This is a genomic window from Rossellomorea sp. GAMAL-10_SWC (genome assembly GCF_049568075.1).
Classification (GTDB): Bacteria; Bacillota; Bacilli; order Bacillales; family Bacillaceae_G; genus Gottfriedia.
This window is the reverse complement of record NZ_CP144911.1, coordinates 278,663-295,423: the sequence shown is the minus strand read 5'-3', so window position 1 is coordinate 295,423 and position 16,761 is coordinate 278,663. Positions and strand designations below refer to the sequence as shown.

Below are 16,761 nucleotides of genomic sequence, written 5' to 3'. Positions count from 1 at the left end.
TGAGATTTTTCAACTAATCTATTATTAAATTAGAGTTCTACGGTTTTTTTCTTAACATTCAGAAATATTAGTTAATTAAAATTATAGGTTAGGAGGAGCTTCGAGTAAATTGGGGGAATATTCTATAATTTATATAGATAATTTTTAACAAGAATTTACAAGAATTTAAATTTCCGAGGATTTTTTCATAGTTTAATTTCGGAAATAGTAGTAATATCTTTATTTTTTTTGTTGAATTTTGAATCAATTTGACTACTTGATTTAGTAGCAATTTTGGGGGATTTAATAGTAATTGGTTAAAAATTTTATAGACTTCTAATTTTCTACTAACTTTATAATATTTTTTAAAATTCAACAATTTTTACAACATAAAAAACTGCCAATCAAATAATGTGGCACTGAAAAAGTCCCTATAAAAAAACCCTTTCTTCATTTTTTGAGAATAGCCTGTTTCAAGAAAATGATTATTTCAAAGAAAAGTCAAAGAACGATAAAAATATAGACGAGAAAATAGCCAAAATCTAATCAAAAGATGGTTTTAAAGGGCTAATAAACTTTATAATTTTTCATTGACCTCTCAAATAATATTTGCCCCAATTTACCACGTTACTAATATATTCCATATAAAACTTTTGTGAATTCTTCTATTTTCTTATACAACTAATCTGCCATTTAGTTGTATAAGCTTCACTTACCAAATAAGAATTTTATACTTTCTAATCCATTAAGAAAACCACCTAAAAAAGGTGGTCTTAAATATACTTTCGATGAATATTCTTCCCATCATAACTAAACAAAACAGACTTATTCTCAATATTCGTCTCCAAATGAACCCCTCTACCCCACAACTGATGAATATAAGGCATTACCTTCTCAACATACTTCACATCAAGTTCCATATGTTCATAGGAATGCTTCAAATAAAGCTCCCCATTTTTTAAGTAATCGCCCTCTTGAACAACGATATATGGGAATCCTCCATTTACTCGGCTAACTACAAGTTGATCTCGTACATTTTCCCATGCCTTATCAGTGACTTTATATTCCTTACCTTGTCTCTGAAATAGATACATATCTTCACGCATGACAAGATCTTTCGTTAAGTAGTTTCGTATAAATGAACTATCAGACTCTAACTCTCTCACTTCAAACATTTTTTCTCGACCGCTGCCGGGTTTAACACCTAACTCTCTCATTTCTTTGCTTGGGTTATTATATCTCTCTTCAATATCTTCAAACATTCTTAGTCCTAAATAATACGGGTTAATGCTTGTTTTTGATGGCTGAACTACTCCTGCATTAAGCTTTGCGTACTCAATTGCTTCATTAGAATCAAGATTTAATTCTCGCATAATTCTTATATGCCAATAACTTGCCCAGCCTTCCGTCTCCTTAAGATTTTAAAGACCTACTTTATTGCAATAGAAAAAGGATCTTACTTTAAGACCCTTTTTCTGTTTATATCATTGATACTATTATACTTACGGAAAGCGGATTTGAATAAAGAACATTATTATATCGAGTAAATACATATTAATTTTAGCGGCAATAAAAAAGCCGAAAAAAGATGAATCAATCAATGCTTTTTTCATAAAATACAAAGCATAGTGCATTTCTTATATCTATTTAATTACACTTTATTAGTAACTTGTTTTTTATCTTTTTTTTCCCAAGGCGTCCCTAAAAATGGAAGAGCCCAACGATCTAAACCATACCATCCCGCTACTTTCCACCCTAGAACTAGCCATGTAGCTAAAATAAACAATAGTGGATTAGAACTAAGTGTTCCCGCAAATAAGTAACTTACACTCATTAAACTACCAAAAAATGCAGCAATTCCTGTAAGTAATCCTAATATTAAACCTAATCCTACAAGAACTTCACCATATGCTACTAAATAAGAAAAGAATTTAGCATTTGGAAGTACCGTATGCTTTAAAAAACTAGCATACCACCCTGTTACATCTGGGTGCAGCATGTTAGAATTAGCTTTTGCTAAAGCTCCTTGAGTAAACCCTTTTACTACAACACCAGCTTTTGTTCCAGTCCAAACATCTGAATTTACTTTATCCCATCCAGCAGAAAGCCACTCATACCCCAAGTAAAAACGAACAAGTAACCAAATCCAAGCAGATTTACTACTATTAAATAAAAAATTAGATACGGGGTTATCAGAAACAACAACATCATATCCGTCTACTTTTTTGTTTACCATTTATTTCCCCCCTCATGTACGAATTACTATTATATATTTATTAACAATTAAAAATATGTACAATGTGAAATTTAATGTTTCGGTGGGGGTTAAAAAGAAATTTATTATTTATTTTTCTAAAGTTGATATCTTTTAATTTGTCCTTAAATACCATTTCTTTCTTTATTATTGGTATGATATTAATTTATATGAAAATTGTATTCTTAATTTTAATCCTATATCTAATCGTTTAAACAATGAATCCAAGCCTTTTTGCTTCATATGTCAGCTTATCACTAAATTTCGGATGAGCTACATTGATTAATTCTTGTATTCGTTGAGATATGCTCTTTCCTCGTAATTTAGCTATACCATATTCTGTTACAATATGATCTACATCATATTTGATGTTGTTTCGACTGATCTAAAAGATAGGTAGAGATTAATTTTTGAAACAGTCCCATCCTTTGTTGTCGTACTTTACAATATTTGTAAATTTTACAGAAAAATAGCATCAAGTTAAACCAAAATTACCAAGTTATTATTTAACAATGAATACTGGACAAGCAACTTTTTGCACAACATAATGACTGACGCTTCCTAAGAACAACTCTTTCAGTTTACTCAATCCACGACTTCCCATTACAACAAGATCAGCTTTATTATTATTGATAAAATCAACAATCGTACCAGAAGGGATTCCTTCCAATACAAATGTTTTTGTCCTGTTAGGAAGTTCTTTCAGCTTTTGATCTACTGCATTAAGAGCTATTTTTGCTATATCGTATTCTGTTTGGCGAATCTCTTCCACATTTAAAGTACCATAGTAAGTAACATCAACAGGTACATGAAATACTGTAATTACATTTAATTCGATACTTTTATCTTGTTTTGCCATCGTAATTGCCATTTCCAAAGCCTTTTTACTTAGCTCAGAATTATCATACGGAACTACTATTCTTGAACATACATCTAACATCTATTTGATCCTCCAATATTAATTTCTATTATTATTTATAAATAAAATTTTAGTAAGTTCATAGTAAAAATATAATTTATATTAGATACTCACCCTACTAATCTCACAAGCTTTGGAAGTAAAAATCTTTGTAAACTAAAATTCAATCATTTAACGATTAATACTGGGCAAGTAGCTTTTTGCAATACATAATGACTGACACTACCTAAGAAAATTTCTTTTAATCCACTCAAACCACGACTTCCCATCACAACCAGATCGGCATCTTCCTGCTTAACGAAATTCACAATCGTTTCAGTAGGGTTACCTTCCAAAACAAATGATTTTGTCTTGTTTGGCAGAGAATTTAACTTTTTCTCAATTTCATTAAGTATTTCCTGAGCTGCTGAGATCTCTGCCTCAAGCATCATTCGGTAATATGAGACGGTATAAGGAATATTTACAACCATAATAACTATCAATTCTATCTCTTCATCTTGTTTTGCTATATTTATTGCAGTTACTAACGCCTTTTTGCCTAATTCAGAATTATCATATGGAACTACAATTTTGGAACATACAGTTAACATATATTTCAGCTCCTTCCAGTAAATCCTATTCTCACGTTTAAATTAATATCACATCATAGTTTTTAATAGACAAAAATATGTTAACTTTTTTAGTTAAATTGAAAACACCATTCAAATCGAATGATGTTTTAGTCTAATCATATTTGTACTACTTATAAATTGTTCGTCTTTCGTAACACTTTTTATCCATCTAAAAATCTAGAATTAAATATACTTCCGATGAATATTCTTCCCATCATAACTAAACAACACAGACTTATTCTCAATATTCGTCTCTAAATGAACCCCTCTACCCCATAACTGATGAATATACGGCATAACCTTCTCAACATACTTCACATCAAGTTCCATATGTTCATAGGAATGCTTCAAATAAAGCTCTCCATTTTTTAAGTAATCGCCCTCTTGAACAACGATATATGGGAATCCTCCATTTACTCGACTAACTACGAGTTGGTCTCTTACATTCTCCCATGCCTTATCAGTAACTTTATATTCCTTCCCTTGTCGCTGGAATAGATACATATCTTCACGCATGACAAGGTCTTTCGTTAAGTAGTTTCGTATAAATGAACTATCAGACTCTAACTCTCTCACTTCAAACATTTTTTCTCGACCGCTGCCGGGTTTAACACCTAACTCTCTCATTTCTTTGCTTGGGTTATTATATCTCTCTTCAATATCTTCAAACATTCTTAGTCCTAAGTAGTATGGATTAATACTTGTTTTAGAAGGTTGAACTACTCCTGCGTTAAGTTTTGCGTATTCGATTGCTTCATTTGAATCTAGATTTAGTTCACGCATGATTCGGATGTGCCAGTAACTTGCCCAGCCTTCATTCATAATTTTCGTCTCAAGCTGTGGCCAGAAATAAAGCATTTCTTCTCGTAGCATAGTCAGGATGTCACGTTGCCATTCTTCTAGTTCTCTGGAGTACTCTTCGATAAATAAAAGGATATCTTTTTCAGGTTGTGGTGGGAATTGTTTACGTTTAATTGGGATCAGGTTTGAATCACTTTTCTTTTCTTTACTTTGATCCATATTCCATAAATCATCATATGGTGTAACTCTTTTTTTCTCTTTTATTGGGAAGTCACTTTCTAAATCATAAGCCAATTTTGGTCGCATTAATGATGGATCAATATGCTCTTGAATTGAGAGTACTGCATCTAGGAAATTTTCTACCTCTTGTTTTCCGTATATATGCTCATAGTGTTTAATTCGTTCAGCAGTAGCTGCCATACTTTCAACCATATCTCTCTTCGTGTTTGAGAAACGAATATTATTTTTAAAGAAGTCACAGTGAGCTAAAACGTGAGCAACGATTAATTTATTTTGAACGAGAGAGTTTGTATCTAATAAAAATGCATAGCATGGATCAGAGTTGATAACCAATTCATAAATTTTGCTTAACCCTAAATCGTAATGAAGCTTCATTTTATAAAACTGTTTTCCAAAGCTCCAGTGGGAGAATCTTGTAGGCATACCGTAAGCGCCAAATGTATATATGATATCTGCAGGACAGATTTCATAGCGCATTGGGTAAAAGTCTAGCCCAAATCCTCTCGCAATCTCTGTTATTTCGTCAATAGCATATTCCAACGCTCTATAATCACTCGCCTTCATCACACTCTCCTCCTGTCTCTTCTTATATTATTCTATGAACTGAAAATTGAATTAATGTAAAAATAGTCATATCTCTACTATATTCATTTTCCTAATTCGAAATTTTTTTAATCATAAACACAAAAAAACGTATGAAAAAAATTCATACGGTAGTTCATTTTATTTGTACAATGTGATTGATATAACTATATTTTTTGAATTCTTTTATTTTTAATTAAGAAAAATCATAATGCAGGTTTGGAGTACATAGTTTCTTCAGTATTGCTTATTATTTTAAGCTTATTATTCCTGTTTCTTTTAAATGTATACTTAAGTTTTGGAAAAGATTTTAACTGAATTGGAGGAAGATTTGTAGTAGTCGTAATTAAGTCCGGAATCAATTAAATTCCGGGTATCGCAATTAAATCCCAGCAATCGCAATTAAACTCCAAAGGCAAATGCAAAAAAACAATTCAATATAATTTTGGCCCTTTTTTACTATTTTGAGGCCCATTTAACAATATTGAAGCCATTCTTTAATAATTCTTTCAAAAAAATTAAAGTATTTCTAAAATCCCCATCTACACTTCCTGTTTTCCCTATCGTTCCAGCACTTAACCATCCTTTTTTTACCTAACCTCTACCGTAACCTTTTGTTAAATTCTCTCATGGCTAATTAATTTTTTTCGCCATAAACTATGTGTACCCTCTAAAAAGGAGGTTCACAATGCAAGTACAATCCGATTATGATTTAGCATTGTATTACACTTATTGTTGTCAATGGGATAAGCTTCTCGTATTAATGGTAAATACGAAAGACGAGCTTTTTTCAAAGCGTATCGAACATTTTCTACATGCCTTTAAATACGAGAGGGACTTAGCGATTATTGATGAAAAACTAAAGGGTATGTTCCAGCATATTGAGCATGCTACTAGGGAAGAAAGCGCCGAGGAACAATCTTTTATCTCATCATTAGAGCTTTAACTAAAAATAAATGAAAAGAGCGACTAAATAGTCGCTCTTTTTTAGACTAATACTTCAATTTTTTCCATAAATGCTTGTTGTAAACTATCCAATTTTTGGATGCTATCTTGACGAGATTGTCCAACAATTCCGAAATAGAACTTGATTTTTGGTTCAGTTCCAGATGGACGTAAGCATACCCATGAACCATCTTCAAGATGATACTTTAATACATTTGATTTAGGTAGAAGAATTTGTTCTTTTTCTCCTGATTCTAAAGTTGTTTTCTCTTGAAGTTTATAGTCTTCAACTGTAACAACTTTTAGACCATTTATATCAATAGGAGGGTTTTGACGGTAATTTGTTAGAATCGATTGGATTTTTTCTGTACCTTCAATCCCTTTTAATGTTAATGATTTTAGTCCTTCTAAATAATAGCCATATTGCTCATATAGGCTATTTAGGCCTTCATATAAAGTCATACCTTTTGTTTTGTAATAACTAGCTATTTCTGCAGCAAGTACTGTTGCTTGAATTGCGTCTTTATCACGAACAAATGGTTTAATTAAATAGCCATAGCTTTCTTCATAACCAAATAAGAATGAGTATTCGTTCGTTTGCTCATATTCTTTAATTTTTTCACCAATAAACTTAAATCCAGTAAGTGTATCGATTGTTTTAACACCGAATTTTGATGCGATTACTTGACCAAATTCAGATGTAACGATTGTTTTAAGTAATAGTGCATTAGAAGGTACATCTTGTTGGCTTAATAAATAATGAAGCATTAATGCTCCTGTTTGGTTCCCAGTTAATACTACATATTCGCCTTTTTCATTTTTCGTAGCGATTCCTAATCGGTCAGCATCAGGATCAGTTGCAATTAAAACATCTGCATCAATCTCTTTACCGTAACGAATTGCATATTCAAACGCTGCGTGTTCTTCAGGATTCGGTGATTTTACAGTTGTAAAATTCGGGTCTGCTTTTGCTTGTTCGGCAACAACTGTTACATTTTCAAAGCCAACTGCTTTTAATGACATTGTTGCAGGTAGTAATGCTGTGCCATGTAATGGAGTAAAGACAATTTTTAAATCCTTACCATGTTCTTGCACTAAATCGTTGTTAACAACAACAGTTTTTAGTTGTTCTACATATAATTTGTCCATTTCTTCGTCTAATCTATGTATTAAGCCTTTTTCAACTAATTCTTTTTCTGAAGAAACTTCAATTTCTAACTCATTTTCAAATGAATTTACGTATTCAATTACTTGATCAGCAGCAGCTGGAGGTAATTGACCACCGTCATCACCATAAACTTTAAATCCGTTATATTCAGGTGGATTATGACTAGCCGTAATGACAATTCCACCGAAGCAGTTTAACTCACGTACTGCAAATGATAATTCTGGTGTAGGACGTAATTCATTGAAGACATACGCTTTAATACCATATGTTGCAAGTGTTTTTGCTGCTTCCATTGCAAACTCAGGACTTTTATGACGTGAATCGAAAGCAATTGCAACTCCACGGTTTTTTGCTTCGTCTCCAAAGCTTTCAATATATTTTGCAAAACCAGCTGATGCTTTACGGATAGTATAAATGTTCATACGATTCGTTCCAGGTCCGATTTCTCCGCGCATTCCACCAGTTCCGAATTCTAAATTTTGATAGAAACTTTCCTTAAGTATAAGCTGATTATTCTCAAGTTTAATTAATTGTTCTTTTAGTTCTTGATCTAATGTCGGTGATTGAATCCATTTTTCATAAGTTGTTTCCCAATTCATATTTGTTCTCCTCCTATACTTAATCAGAGTTTGATTCGATAAAAGTCTTCCTAACTCCTTCTATCATGATAAAAGTTTACAATATTCTCTCTAAAAATTCTACAATGGTACTACTTTAAATCTGCATGAGATTGCAAAGTATGTAGAAAATAAAAATTAAAGGAGGGTGAGTTCATGCCAGAAATTCGATGTAGTGTTGCAAATTGTAATTTTTGGGGGCAGGGAAACTTTTGCCAAGCAGACTCAATTCTTGTTCAAACCGAAGCATATGAATACTCAAATGACTTTGATCTAACGATTCAAAATGCAGTCTTAGACGGTGAGATAACTACTTCTGCTGTACATAGTGGAGAAACTTGCTGTCACACGTTTCGACCTAAGTATTAATAAAATGGTGCCATTTACATTTTTTGTATATGGCACCATTTTATTAGTTTATCCGTTCACAATTACCCCACCATTAACATGAATCATTTGTCCTGTAATAAAGGAAGCTTCATTGCTAGCTAAATAAAGATATGCTGGTGCGAGCTCTACTGGCTGTCCCGCTCGTTTCATCGGAGTTGTGCTACCAAACTTAGCTACTTCTTGTTCGTCAAAACTTGCTGGAATCAATGGTGTCCAAATTGGCCCAGGAGCTACTCCATTAACACGAATTCCCTTTTGAGCAAGATTTGTAGAAAGTGAGCGAGTAAATGTGACAATCGCTCCTTTCGTTGCTGAGTAATCCAATAATTGATCATGTCCTTTATAAGCAGTAATTGACGCAGTATTAATAATCGAATCACCTTGCTTCATATGTGGAAGGCAAGCTTTTGATAAAAAGAACATTGGATAAATGTTCGTTTCAAATGTTCGTTTTAATTGTTCCTCAGTAATGTCTTCCAAATTCTTTTGTGGATATTGAACAGCAGCATTGTTCACTAAAATGTTAATTTTTCCGAAGGTTTGAATTGCATTTTGAACGATTTGTTTACATACATCCTCCGTTCTAATGTCACATCTCATTATTTCACAATTTCCACCTAAATCATTTATGTATTTCTTTGTGTCTTGTGCATCGACATCTTCATCTAAATATGGAATAAAAACTGATGCCCCTTCTTTCGCAAAAAGTATAGCAACTGCTCTTCCAATCCCACTATCTCCTCCAGTAATAATGGCTACTTTTCCCTTTAATTTACCACTTGGTGTGTAATTAGGATCATCCGATATCGGTATTGGAATCATTTCCTTTTCAATACCTGGTTGCTTATTTTGATGTTGTGGATCAAATTTAGTCGGAAACTTTTGTTTTTGACTCATTTACTATATCCTCCTTTTAAATATTTCAGATTTAGCATACCCAAATCGTACTTTTAGGAATACTAAACATAATTGAATTTGTTAAAAGATGTAAAATTCTCAAAAAGTATTGCACTTTCACAATAAAACGAATAATATTAATAACTGTTGAGTATATCATTCGTATTTTTTAACAAGGAGAACTACTATGTTTAAATTAAAAGAGGCTAACACAACCGTTAAAACAGAAATTATAGCCGGCTTTACCACTTTTTTAACTATGGCTTATATAATTATTGTCAATCCTATTATATTATCCGATGCTGGTGTGCCATTTAACCAAGCATTTACTGCAACAATCATTGCAACTTTAGTCGGGACATTATTTATGGCATTGTTCGGAAACTACCCAATTGCAATTGCTCCTGGAATGGGAATGAATGCATACTTTGCTTATTCAGTTGTTTCAAAAGCACATGGTATTTCGTATCATTTAGCATTTTCTGCTGTATTTATTACAGGTATTTTATTCGTTATTTTATCTTTAACTAAATTTAGAACGCATTTAATAGAAGCAATTCCAAATACATTAAAACATGCAATTAGTGTTGGAATTGGATTATTTATCGCATTTATAGGTTTACGTCTTTCAGGTATAATCGTTGCTAACAAAGATAATCTTGTAGGGTTAGGAAATCTTCATTCTCCTGGTGTAGTACTTACTATAGTCGGAATTGCAATTACAATTATCTTATTTGCATTAAATGTAAATGGAGCTTTATTCTTCGGAATGGCTGCAACAGCAATCATCGCAGGATTAGCTGGAAAATTACACATTAAAGGAAGTATATTCTCTTTCCCTAAATTACCTGAGGGGATCATTGTTGCTAATCCAATAACAGCAGCTTCAGATGTCATTCATTATGGACTATATTCAGTTGTCTTTTCATTTTTATTAGTTACAATTTTTGATACGACAGGTACATTCTTAGGTGTAGCTTCACAAGCTGGTTTATTAAATAAGAAAGATGAAAAACGTACTGGTCGTGCGATGCTATCTGATTCATTCGGTACTACAATTGGAGCGATGTTTGGTACTTCACCAACAACAGCTTATATCGAATCTACAGCAGGTGTTGCAGCTGGAGGTAGAACAGGTTTAACGGCACTTGTTGTTGCATTACTATTCGTTTTTGCAGCATTCTTTAGCCCACTTGTTAATTCAATTTCTGGTGTAGCAGCAATTACATCACCTTCATTAATCGTAGTAGGTTGCCTAATGATGGGTAGCGTTCGTCATATAGAGTGGGATAACTTTGAAGAAGCATTCCCTGCATTCCTAGTTATTATCACAATGCCACTTACATCAAGTATTGCGACAGGTATTGCTCTTGGGTTTATTACCTATCCATTATTAAAAGTCGTTAAAGGGAAAGCTAAAAATGTTAAACCAGTAATTTATATATTTGGTATTTTATTCTTAATCCAATTGGTTTTCTTCCCACATTAATAATAAATATTTTAGGCACATGATCTTTAAAAAGATTAATGTGCTTTTTTATTTTTTATTTAGGTACTAGCCTTTCCTTGATGGGACATCTATGCATACTTTGTTTATGTAGATTATTCAAGGAGGTGTTCTACGATGTGGAACAACCAAGATCAAGTCAACATGAACTCAAGTAGATGTAGACGTAACGACTGTGACTGTGACGATTGCAGAAGAAGACGCTGTGATTTTGATGATTGTGATAGAGATCGTTGCGATTGCCGTCGCCATGATTGTCACTGCAATTGCAGATGCTGTTGCTCTAGAAGAAGAAGTAACTGTGGCTGTATGAATCCGTGTTTAGGTGTCGATATGGTAATGTTTGAAATGATGATGAGAAACATGATGAACAATAATAACAAAAATAATAATAATAAGGATTAATCTATTTTCTCCCTCCCCTATAAAAAACAACCTGAATTTAACAGGTTGATCAAACTGTTGCAAACGCTCGCTTTCTTAGTTGTTTCGCTTATTATAATATGCTTAGTACTTTGAAAGACAAGCGTTTTCAATCAGTCTAAATAGTTTAATTTTCAACATATTAAAACGACCTGATTAACAGGTCGTTTTTTCATACGAGATAAAACCTAAAATTTGTTCACGAAGTCGCTTAGCATCTTCATAGCCCTCTTTATAAAGTTCTAATAAACGCCCTTTATTTCGTTCAATTCGTCCAACCTTTAACTTTTGTACAGGACGAATGACTAATATATTTCCAGCTTTTTCTTGCTCCTCAATATATTCCAACTGCTTATTATAAACTTCATATCTTTTTAGTACGGCCTGAACAAGTCCGGGATATTCTTTATACTTTTTTTGCAAATACCAAGTTCCTTTTGAAGGTTTTTTACGATATCCAGCATTTCTAGTTAAAACAACTATATTTTTACGATTGCCATCCGCTTCAGATTTACCAATCGGAATCGGATCTGCAATGCCACCATCCATCAAGAAATGATCATTAAATTTAATGATTGGAGCCATTAACGGTAAAGAACTTGATGCCCGAATTATATTTAACATATCTGTTGATTCTACAATTTGACCTTTATCAAAATAGACTGGTTCTCCTGTAACGCAATCAGTCGTACCAACTACAAATTTTTGCTCAGCATTATAAAAAGAATCAAAATCAAATGGATCTAACTCATTAGGAATAATATCAAATAATAAGTCCATACCAAAAAGCTGCTTATTACGAATTAAATTTTTAAAAGAAATATAATCTGGATGCTGTAAAAATTCCGTATTTACTCGTTTATTACGACCATGTTGTTTTGATAAATAAGAAGTTCCCATACAAGCACCCGCAGAAACACCTATCACATAAGGAATTTCTATATTTTGTTCAAGAAAATAATCAAGAACACCAGCAGTATAAATCCCCCTCATTCCTCCACCTTCGAGAACTAAGCCCATTCCATTCATTTTCACAGCCCCCCTTTTTTCAAATTTTTTAGGACAATCTATTTAAATATTTTATTATATGAGGTGATGAAAGGGAAGAAATTAGAGTTGTTTGCTGGATAAGGTATTCAAATCTTAATCCGGTATCGCAATTAAATTCCGGGTATTGCAATTAAATCCTAGGTATCGTAATTAAATCCTAGGTATCGTAATTAAATCCTGGGCATCGCAATTAAAACCGCGTATCGCAATTAAATCACTATATTTTACTTCTCAAACAAAGAAAACAGACCCCATAAGGTCTGTCCTCTATACGTCCTTCCTACTTCTTTTTTGTTTTTCCCGGTTCGAACATTTCTTTAACACCTTTAACATTTTTCAAAGAAGTGGTATGATAGGTTCCATTTGCCCAATCTTCCATTTGATCACTATACCATTTGCTTCCGAGGTTACCGGATTGTCCTGGTCCAACTATGTTTACTGATTTACTTAAATCTGCAAAGTCTACAACAGTTCTCCATGATGCACCATGGTCGACGATTCCTTGGTCATCATATCCTGCTGCTTTCACTGTAGTTGCGCTACCTCCTACTTGGATTGGATCTCTTGCATTAAAGAAATAGCTTAAGAATTTAATACTGGATAATGGGTGTTCGAAAGCAACTTTATGGTGATTACCCCATTTCCACTTCGCTGCATTTTCACCGTCGGTTTTGCTAATATTTTTAATTGTTGATTTGAAGGTTTTTAATAAAAGTTTATCAATTCCGCCTTGTTCATCAACCCAGATTACTTTTTTCCCATTTAAACTGTCACGTAGCAATTGATCGACTACGACTTTGCGGTCTCCAAATAAATCCATCATATCGTTTGAGATTTGTTGATCGAACAATGCTTTATTTATTTTAGACATCCACATTTGGAATATGAGAGGAGATGCTTCATCTTTATCATCTATAAAATTCCATTTTTCAAGTTCCTTTAAAGCTGATTTTTCAACAGATGATAATTGATCTTTATTTTGATTTATTGACTTAATAAACTTAGGTGCATGCTCCTTCGCTTGTAAATTCATTTCGTCCATTTGTAGCTTTTGCATATCTTTAACAGTCAGTTTGTCATTCTTTTTTAATACTTCCTGAATGCGTAATTGACGGTATGGCTGTGCCCACGAATTTGAAATATGGTATGGATATGAATCGTCCACTACTTTATTATTCGCAGATGAAATAAATCCTTCCTTTGGGTTAAAAATTGTTGGTAGTTCATCGTATGGAATAGATCCTTTCCAACCGTAATCACTAGTCCAACCTGGCACTGGCATTAGCCCATCACCTTTTTTACGGATTGGAATTTTTCCATTCGCTCGGTAGGCAATTGTTCCATCATCCGATGCAAATACGAAATTTTGAGCAGGCGCTTCAAATAAAGCTAATCCTTCTTTAAACGAATTCCAATCCTTTGCAACGTCAAACTTTAAAACGGCTTCTAGCTCTGTTGTTGGTTGTAGTGCTGTCCACTGTAAAGAGAATACAGTATCTTTTCCAGCATCGCTCGCAAATTCCGAAATCACGGGACCATGTCTCGTAATCATAACAGGTAAAACCTTATTCTTTTTACCTTTAATTTTGATCGTTTCATTTATAACCTGTGCCTTTTCCCATTGACCATCATATAAAAACTCGTCTGACTTATTTGGATTTCGTTTTTCAATATATAAATCTTGTACATCCGGGCCAACGTTTGTTACTCCCCAGGCAATATGTTCATTATGACCAACGATGATTCCTGGCACCCCTGCAAAAATTACACCACTTACATTCATATCACCAGATTTTAATTGAGTTTCATACCAAATTGCTGGTGTCGCTAATCCTAAATGAGGATCATCTGCTAATAACGGTTTACCGGACTTAGTTTTAGCTCCACTAACAACCCAATCATTACTTCCATTCCAAACAGGTGGAATAATTGCGCTTGTAAAGCTCTTTTCTACGTCTATTTTTGAAGTATTACTTGGAATAATATACGGATCTAGATCATTATTAGCAGGGAATAGCTCCAAAGCCTTATCCTTTGGAAATTTATTCAAAGCATAATAACGAAATGCTTGTTCATTCCAGTGACCGCCTAAATCAAATGCCATATATTTACCAATTACTAGTGAGTCAATTGCTGTCCATTTACTTGGTTTATATTTTAAAATTTTAAATTCAACTGGTAGTTTTTTTTCCTTTATTGCGTATTTTATGTACGCATTTACTCCTTCTGCATACCAATTTAATACATTTTGTCCATTTTTATCGTATTTGCTATAAGAAGCTTCTGCAGCTCTTCTTAAACCAAGCGTTCGAAAATATGAGTCACGCTCCACTGTAGCATCACCAATTACCTCACTTAATTGTCCGGACGCCTGTCTCCTGCTTAAATCCATTTGAAATAATCGATCTTGTGCAGTTACAAAGCCTTGCGCAACATACAAGTCATGCAAACTTTTAGCACTAATATGAGGTACGCCTTTACCATCCCTAACTACCTCTACTTTACGGTTTAACGTACTGATCGTTAAATTTCCTTTAATGCTTGGTAATGATTTTTTGGTTAAGTACAAGCCAGTGCCTGCAACGATTAAGACGATAACAATTAAGATAGTTGACGTAACTTTAATCCATTTCGGAAAGCGCTTCCGATTTTTTGATATCTCAATAGGCGCACTCATTTTTCTCCCTCCTGCTTAAACTGCATATAAAACATATACTGTATAATAATTCTGCAAGTCTTATTGCATTCCTTCTTATGACGAATGGGGTATAATACTATTTATTAACATTAAAGGAGTGTATGGAAATGTCATTAAATTCTTGGTTCGAAAAGGGCATGACTTTTCAAGAATATGTAGAAGCAATGAATGTAAATAAAGAAGAACTTCTAAAAATCTATAATGAAGTTACGATTCCTGAAAGTACACAAGTAAAACTTGAACAATTAAAGAATCGTCATTGGAAGGTTGTTACTTTAACTGCAGATTGGTGTGGAGATGCATTACTTAATGTACCAGTTATTCAGAAAATGATGGAAAAAGCAAATATAGATACTAGTTTCCTAATTAGAGATGAAAATCTAGAATTAATGGATCAATATTTAACGAATGGTAAATCTCGTTCTATTCCAATTTTTGTTTTTATGGATGAAAAAGGAAATGAAGTAAATGTATGGGGGCCACGTTCTGCGGAGATTGAAGAAATTGTAGTTGAAATGAAAAAAGAGCTTCCAGATAAAGATGATCCAAATTTCCAAGAAAAACAAACTGCTGTTTTTAAAGCGATTCGAACAAACTTTGTTGAAGACAAAAAATACTGGAATTCAGTTATAAAAAGTGTAGAAGAGAAATTATTCTCATAAGAAAAAGTAAGGGTTATTTAGTTGAAGAATTTTTCAATTAAATAGCCTTTTTATTTATAAAAAATTATATTGTAAAATTCCAATAGATTTTCACAATAAAAATAACTAATTAATCCACCCATTGCAATGAATGGACCAAAAGGAATCGGATTACTCCGCTTTAATTTTCCGGACAATATTACAACTCCCCCGTAAATGCTGCCTAAAAAACATGCAAGCATAAATGCAATGAGGGTCGGTTCCCAACCTAAAATTATTCCTAGCACACTAAATAGCTTTATGTCTCCTCCTCCCATACCACCTTTACTAATCAGATTAATTAGAAGCAAAACCACAAATGCTCCTATTGCTCCTACCATACTACTCCACCATGGATCCAATGGAAATACGATTCGCTCAAAACTAAAAATAAATAAAAAGAATAGTAGAATCCGATTAGGGATAATCATATAGATCACATCCGAGACAACAATAATGATTAATAAAGATATTATCGAAAGAGCGATCATTAACTCCTTATGAAAGCCAGTTTCATAGATGGAAAAAACAAATAACATACCTGTTAGTATTTCAATTAATAAATATAGTTTTGAAATTAGCATCCCGCAACTTCGACATTTCCCTCTTTGGAGTAAAAAAGAAAATACCGGTATTAATTCTATAGAACTCAATTTATGTCCACAATTTGAACACGTGGAACCCGGTGAAATAATTGATTTCCCAATCGGTACTCTTAGCCCAACAACATTAAAAAAAGAACCAAATACTAGACCCATTACAAAAAAAGTAAAATAGACTAATGCTATGATTACCAGCTCCTTTATAGTCATTTAACTAGTTTAGTTAAAGGTCATTATATCATTGGAACATAATCTACTTATTTATTAAAAAAGAATACTTTATGAAAATGCAATGGCGCAGACAGAGGCGTAGTTGCAATTATGCGTCGAATTCTCCTCCTCGAAGCTAATCTATAATTTCTTAAAGTACAAAAAAAAGCAATCTACCATTCTAAAGA

General features: G+C 33.1%; 14 protein-coding genes and 1 pseudogene. 4 read left to right on the top strand and 11 right to left on the bottom strand.

Translation table 11 applies throughout. From position 1 onward, the window contains the following. Positions 1-752: 752 nt before the first annotated feature. The 6 genes and pseudogenes from V5E38_RS01400 to V5E38_RS01375 all read right to left on the bottom strand — a co-directional run. Positions 753-1,385: pseudogene (locus V5E38_RS01400) on the bottom strand (SpoVR family protein); the annotation flags it as partial. Positions 1,386-1,630: 245 nt separating this feature from the next. Beyond that, positions 1,631-2,215 carry a DoxX family membrane protein gene (locus V5E38_RS01395; protein ID WP_499211915.1) on the bottom strand — a complete coding sequence of 195 codons (585 nt, stop codon included), beginning with the start codon at positions 2,213-2,215 and terminating at the stop codon, positions 1,631-1,633. A 229-nt stretch (positions 2,216-2,444) separates the two neighbouring features. Beyond that, a complete protein-coding gene (locus V5E38_RS01390; RefSeq protein ID WP_499213493.1) occupies positions 2,445-2,540 on the bottom strand; it encodes a hypothetical protein in 96 nt (31 codons plus the stop codon). A gap of 195 nt (positions 2,541-2,735) precedes the next feature. After that, positions 2,736-3,173: a universal stress protein gene (locus tag V5E38_RS01385; RefSeq protein ID WP_499211914.1), complete on the bottom strand. Its 438-nt coding sequence runs from the start codon at positions 3,171-3,173 to the stop codon at positions 2,736-2,738. A 146-nt stretch (positions 3,174-3,319) separates the two neighbouring features. Next, complete coding sequence (locus V5E38_RS01380) at positions 3,320-3,742, bottom strand: universal stress protein (RefSeq protein ID WP_499211913.1); 423 nt, start codon at positions 3,740-3,742, stop codon at positions 3,320-3,322. 204 nt (positions 3,743-3,946) lie between these two features. After that, complete coding sequence (locus V5E38_RS01375) at positions 3,947-5,368, bottom strand: SpoVR family protein (protein WP_499211912.1); 1,422 nt, start codon at positions 5,366-5,368, stop codon at positions 3,947-3,949. A gap of 706 nt (positions 5,369-6,074) precedes the next feature. Between V5E38_RS01375 and V5E38_RS01370 the strand changes: the two genes are divergently transcribed. Next, positions 6,075-6,332 (top strand): YhdB family protein, encoded by a 258-nt coding sequence (locus tag V5E38_RS01370; protein WP_069032872.1) that lies wholly within the window; start codon positions 6,075-6,077, stop codon positions 6,330-6,332. A 41-nt stretch (positions 6,333-6,373) separates the two neighbouring features. Here V5E38_RS01370 and V5E38_RS01365 read toward each other — a convergent pair whose 3' ends face one another. Further along, positions 6,374-8,098 carry a phospho-sugar mutase gene (locus V5E38_RS01365; RefSeq protein ID WP_499211911.1) on the bottom strand — a complete coding sequence of 575 codons (1,725 nt, stop codon included), beginning with the start codon at positions 8,096-8,098 and terminating at the stop codon, positions 6,374-6,376. A gap of 174 nt (positions 8,099-8,272) precedes the next feature. On the opposite strand from V5E38_RS01365, the gene V5E38_RS01360 reads away from it, so the two are divergent. Continuing rightward, complete coding sequence (locus tag V5E38_RS01360; RefSeq protein WP_056471273.1) at positions 8,273-8,485, top strand: DUF1540 domain-containing protein; 213 nt, start codon at positions 8,273-8,275, stop codon at positions 8,483-8,485. 48 nt (positions 8,486-8,533) lie between these two features. On the opposite strand, the gene V5E38_RS01355 is transcribed toward V5E38_RS01360, so the two are convergent. Beyond that, complete coding sequence (locus V5E38_RS01355) at positions 8,534-9,403, bottom strand: Rossmann-fold NAD(P)-binding domain-containing protein (RefSeq protein ID WP_499211910.1); 870 nt, start codon at positions 9,401-9,403, stop codon at positions 8,534-8,536. A gap of 187 nt (positions 9,404-9,590) precedes the next feature. Between V5E38_RS01355 and V5E38_RS01350 the strand changes: the two genes are divergently transcribed. Next, complete coding sequence (locus V5E38_RS01350; RefSeq protein ID WP_097976523.1) at positions 9,591-10,892, top strand: NCS2 family permease; 1,302 nt, start codon at positions 9,591-9,593, stop codon at positions 10,890-10,892. Positions 10,893-11,489: 597 nt separating this feature from the next. Here the strand turns inward: V5E38_RS01350 and V5E38_RS01345 are convergent. Both V5E38_RS01345 and V5E38_RS01340 read right to left on the bottom strand, forming a co-directional pair. Further along, complete coding sequence (locus tag V5E38_RS01345; protein WP_499211909.1) at positions 11,490-12,362, bottom strand: patatin-like phospholipase family protein; 873 nt, start codon at positions 12,360-12,362, stop codon at positions 11,490-11,492. 301 nt (positions 12,363-12,663) lie between these two features. Next, complete coding sequence (locus tag V5E38_RS01340; RefSeq protein WP_499211908.1) at positions 12,664-15,060, bottom strand: penicillin acylase family protein; 2,397 nt, start codon at positions 15,058-15,060, stop codon at positions 12,664-12,666. A gap of 128 nt (positions 15,061-15,188) precedes the next feature. Here V5E38_RS01340 and V5E38_RS01335 point away from each other — a divergent pair, with 128 nt between their 5' ends. After that, positions 15,189-15,743, top strand: a complete 555-nt coding sequence (locus V5E38_RS01335) for a thioredoxin family protein (RefSeq protein WP_499211907.1) — start codon at positions 15,189-15,191, stop codon at positions 15,741-15,743. Between the two features lie 50 nt (positions 15,744-15,793). On the opposite strand, the gene V5E38_RS01330 is transcribed toward V5E38_RS01335, so the two are convergent. Next, on the bottom strand, positions 15,794-16,519 hold the full coding sequence (locus tag V5E38_RS01330; protein WP_499213492.1) for a prepilin peptidase: 726 nt from the start codon (positions 16,517-16,519) through the stop codon (positions 15,794-15,796). Between the last annotated feature and the right edge of the window lie 242 nt (positions 16,520-16,761).

Excerpts from the sequence above, each read along its gene's own strand:
- V5E38_RS01395 (WP_499211915.1), bottom strand. The coding sequence starts at position 2,215 with ATGGTAAACAAAAAAGTAGACGGATATGATGTTGTTGTTTCTGATAAC.
- V5E38_RS01385 (WP_499211914.1), bottom strand. The coding sequence starts at position 3,173 with ATGTTAGATGTATGTTCAAGAATAGTAGTTCCGTATGATAATTCTGAG.
- V5E38_RS01380 (WP_499211913.1), bottom strand. The coding sequence starts at position 3,742 with ATGTTAACTGTATGTTCCAAAATTGTAGTTCCATATGATAATTCTGAA.
- V5E38_RS01375 (WP_499211912.1), bottom strand. The coding sequence starts at position 5,368 with ATGAAGGCGAGTGATTATAGAGCGTTGGAATATGCTATTGACGAAATA.
- V5E38_RS01370 (WP_069032872.1), top strand. The coding sequence starts at position 6,075 with ATGCAAGTACAATCCGATTATGATTTAGCATTGTATTACACTTATTGT.
- V5E38_RS01365 (WP_499211911.1), bottom strand. The coding sequence starts at position 8,098 with ATGAATTGGGAAACAACTTATGAAAAATGGATTCAATCACCGACATTA.
- V5E38_RS01360 (WP_056471273.1), top strand. The coding sequence starts at position 8,273 with ATGCCAGAAATTCGATGTAGTGTTGCAAATTGTAATTTTTGGGGGCAG.
- V5E38_RS01355 (WP_499211910.1), bottom strand. The coding sequence starts at position 9,403 with ATGAGTCAAAAACAAAAGTTTCCGACTAAATTTGATCCACAACATCAA.
- V5E38_RS01350 (WP_097976523.1), top strand. The coding sequence starts at position 9,591 with ATGTTTAAATTAAAAGAGGCTAACACAACCGTTAAAACAGAAATTATA.
- V5E38_RS01345 (WP_499211909.1), bottom strand. The coding sequence starts at position 12,362 with ATGAATGGAATGGGCTTAGTTCTCGAAGGTGGAGGAATGAGGGGGATT.
- V5E38_RS01340 (WP_499211908.1), bottom strand. The coding sequence starts at position 15,060 with ATGAGTGCGCCTATTGAGATATCAAAAAATCGGAAGCGCTTTCCGAAA.
- V5E38_RS01335 (WP_499211907.1), top strand. The coding sequence starts at position 15,189 with ATGTCATTAAATTCTTGGTTCGAAAAGGGCATGACTTTTCAAGAATAT.
- V5E38_RS01330 (WP_499213492.1), bottom strand. The coding sequence starts at position 16,519 with ATGGGTCTAGTATTTGGTTCTTTTTTTAATGTTGTTGGGCTAAGAGTA.